Source organism: Isoptericola sp. NPDC056573, from assembly GCF_042793335.1.
Classification (GTDB): domain Bacteria; phylum Actinomycetota; class Actinomycetes; order Actinomycetales; family Cellulomonadaceae; genus Isoptericola.
Window position 1 is genome coordinate 1 of sequence record NZ_JBHTUY010000030.1, and the last position, 2870, is coordinate 2870.

Below are 2870 nucleotides of genomic sequence, written 5' to 3' on the forward strand. Positions count from 1 at the left end.
GGACACAACAATAAAATTCACAAAAGAGGAAATCCCATTCCTTGAAGAGTGTTTGAAGCAGCTGAAGGGGGAAGCGGAATGATCCAAAAGATGAAAGGAACCATCTGCAAAGTTAGAGGATACCACAAGATAAACGATTCCAATACGTGCGCCACATGCGGGCGCACACGAAAAAAATTCAAATGGTGGGAGCTGATATGAAAATGATTAAAAGAGAAGTAGTTTCACAGTATGGCGGCATGGTGAAGCGGGTACAGGAAGAAGAGTTTGTAACGCACAATGATAAATCGCTTATCCAGGAAACGCGAACGCTGTTCATCATGGGGCTTCCTGTGAAGTCAAAGACTACTTTGCGGCCGGCGGGTCTGAGAGATAGCATCAGAATGTCTTGGGGTGCTGTCTGATGATTAAAGCGGTGAAAAATAGCGGGATGACGTGGATAGATTTAGTGCGGAAATACTTTCCCGATGCGAACGATAAGCAATGTGATTTTATATTGTGGGAAAAAACTGCATACCCTTTAGTGCCTGCGGAAACTATTGAAAATCAGTTACGGGAATACCGAACAATCATGTTTGCAGATAGAAGGAGTAACCGGATCAATAAGGAGGATGCTGAATGAAAGCACTTCTACGTGAAATAGGTTTTATCGTCTTTATCAGCTTGATTCAAGGGCTGACGGTCGGGGTTGCTGCTTATATCATTCTGACTTTTTGGGAGGTTGCTAAATGATCAATTACGCAAACAGAGGAAAGGGCCTTCAGCTACTTGTAAACCAAACAAACGCCGTATATAAGCATAAGGGCTGGGCGCTAGTGGACGAAGTAGCAACGCCAACAAAGAATATACGCGGCCGGATCGTGTACGAGAAGAAAAGCACCGTTGACTATGTAGGGATAGCCCAGGGGCGTGGAATCGCGTTTGATGCGAAGGCAACACAAATAAACACACGGTTTGAATTGAAGAACGTCCATGATCACCAAGTCGAATACCTTAAACGGTTCATGGATCAAGGCGGCATATCATTCCTATTAATTGAATTTTCAAAATTGAGGGAATTTTACTTTGTGAGAATGCCGTTTTTCCTGAAGTATTGGGAAGCAGCCAAAGACAACGGCCCGAAGTCGATTCCATACCAGGACATCTATCTTAATTGCGATCCAATCAGAACAAGGCGGGGCGTTCCCCTTGATTACCTAGAATTATGCTTTCAGAATGTCGAAAAAAGTAAAGATTTGTCGAAAATAGGGGGCTGAGAAGATGGCGCGGCGTGTAGTTCAGTGGGAGGCAACTAATTATGATCGCGAAGAGCTGCAAGTCATTACGGTTTTTGAAGAAGGCATGACCAAACAGGCAGTAAAACAGGAAATACCATTCAGCAGGAGCCACGGGGTACTTTATCAATCACAAGGGGGAAATCATTATGAGTTCAAATAAAAATTCAAGACGTGCAGGGGAAGTAGTCGTATGGAGAATGACAGAAGAGCAGCGCCAGGAATATATCAAAAAACACCCAATCAGACCGTACGAAAAACACGTTTCTACATGGGAATGGCCGAAGAAACAGAACGAACCTTTAGATGATCTTGAGGAACTAATTTAAACATAGGAGGGGCTTTCAATGTGCATTCTTGAGGAAATCGGCTTTACCACAGATCAGTATATGATGTTGCACAACAGAGGAATGAGAGATTATGAAATAGCGCGGAATCAGCTTGATGTACCACTTGAAACCCTTGTTAGTTGGAAAGTAAAGAACAATTTAGAGAAGGACGAAACAGAAGAGAAACAAAAGCCTTATTATTTTACCGTAGAAGAGTGGAAACAAGCGAAAGCGCAAGGCATGTTAGAAAAAGAAGTTGCTAAAGAATTCGGGTTTACCAACTTTGCTGAATACTACGACTATAAAGACATAATAGGGATTCCGAAGCAAGGGAAAATAATTCAACGGACACCGGAACTATTAGAACAAATTAAAAAATACGCTGCACAAGGACTTTCGCAAAATCAGATAGCTGCAAAACTTGACGTCCCAATTAGTGGCGTTACAGTAGGGACTATTATAAAAGAACAGGGCTTCGAGTGGAAAAACCGAAGGATCAAGGGAAAGAAATACTATTTCAAACCGGAAGAATGGGAAGCCAAAAGGCGGGAAGGGAAAAAAGAAACAGAAATAGCGAAGGAATTCGGGTTCAGATGCTTGTCGGAGTACATGGTTTATAAAAGGAGTATTGGGATACGTCCTATAGAGCGAAAAATCGAGCGAACGCCGGAACTGATTGCCGAAATTAAAGAATATTTTAATCAAGGTATGTCAGGCGCTGCAATCGCTAAGGTTTTAAGTGTGAAAATGACTAATCACACCGTCAATAAAATAATTCGAGAGGAAGGGCTAAGATGAGCGAAAACAAGATTATCAGCAGCGTTTATCAAAAGATAGAGGCGCAGCAGGCGAAGGGATTAAAGAAATACGGAAAAGAGGTTCATACGGATTCCCATAGTTTGAAAGAATGGATGCAGCATGCACAAGAAGAAACGCTGGATTTTTCGGTTTATCTTGAGGCGGCCATTCAGAAGATGGATGAACTGGAAAAGACATTACAAGATCAGTACGAAGCGTATATTACTCTAAAAAATGAAGCTCTACGACAAAACAATGAAGAAGCTGTCACGCTTAACGCCTTTCGTGCTAGTGCCGTTTGGGATGCTGCTAAAAATATGGGATTCACATTAAAAGAGTTTGATGGGGGCTTGTCATGATCACAGTATTCAAAATCCTACTCATGATCGTTATAGCCATTTCATTGATCGGTGTTATTGGTGAAACAAGCAGCCAAGAATTGCGAAACCAAATGACAGCAATTTGCATC

General features: G+C 42.1%; 4 protein-coding genes. All 4 read left to right on the forward strand.

The annotated features are described in order from the left end of the window. Window positions 1-146: 146 nt before the first annotated feature. The 4 genes from ACFQ8E_RS21935 to ACFQ8E_RS21950 all read left to right on the forward strand — a co-directional run bounded on the left by ACFQ8E_RS21935 (window position 147) and on the right by ACFQ8E_RS21950 (window position 2760). Window positions 147-404 carry a hypothetical protein gene (locus tag ACFQ8E_RS21935; RefSeq protein ID WP_380715712.1) on the forward strand — a complete coding sequence of 86 codons (258 nt, stop codon included), beginning with the start codon at window positions 147-149 and terminating at the stop codon, window positions 402-404. Between the two features lie 324 nt (window positions 405-728). Continuing rightward, complete coding sequence (locus ACFQ8E_RS21940) at window positions 729-1256, forward strand: Holliday junction resolvase RecU (protein WP_213377478.1); 528 nt, start codon at window positions 729-731, stop codon at window positions 1254-1256. Between the two features lie 365 nt (window positions 1257-1621). Beyond that, window positions 1622-2401 carry a hypothetical protein gene (locus ACFQ8E_RS21945; RefSeq protein WP_377978838.1) on the forward strand — a complete coding sequence of 260 codons (780 nt, stop codon included), beginning with the start codon at window positions 1622-1624 and terminating at the stop codon, window positions 2399-2401. Further along, a complete protein-coding gene (locus ACFQ8E_RS21950) occupies window positions 2398-2760 on the forward strand; it encodes a hypothetical protein (protein WP_377895727.1) in 363 nt (120 codons plus the stop codon). The genes ACFQ8E_RS21945 and ACFQ8E_RS21950 overlap by 4 nt, the downstream gene beginning before the upstream one ends. Window positions 2761-2870: the final 110 nt, after the last annotated feature.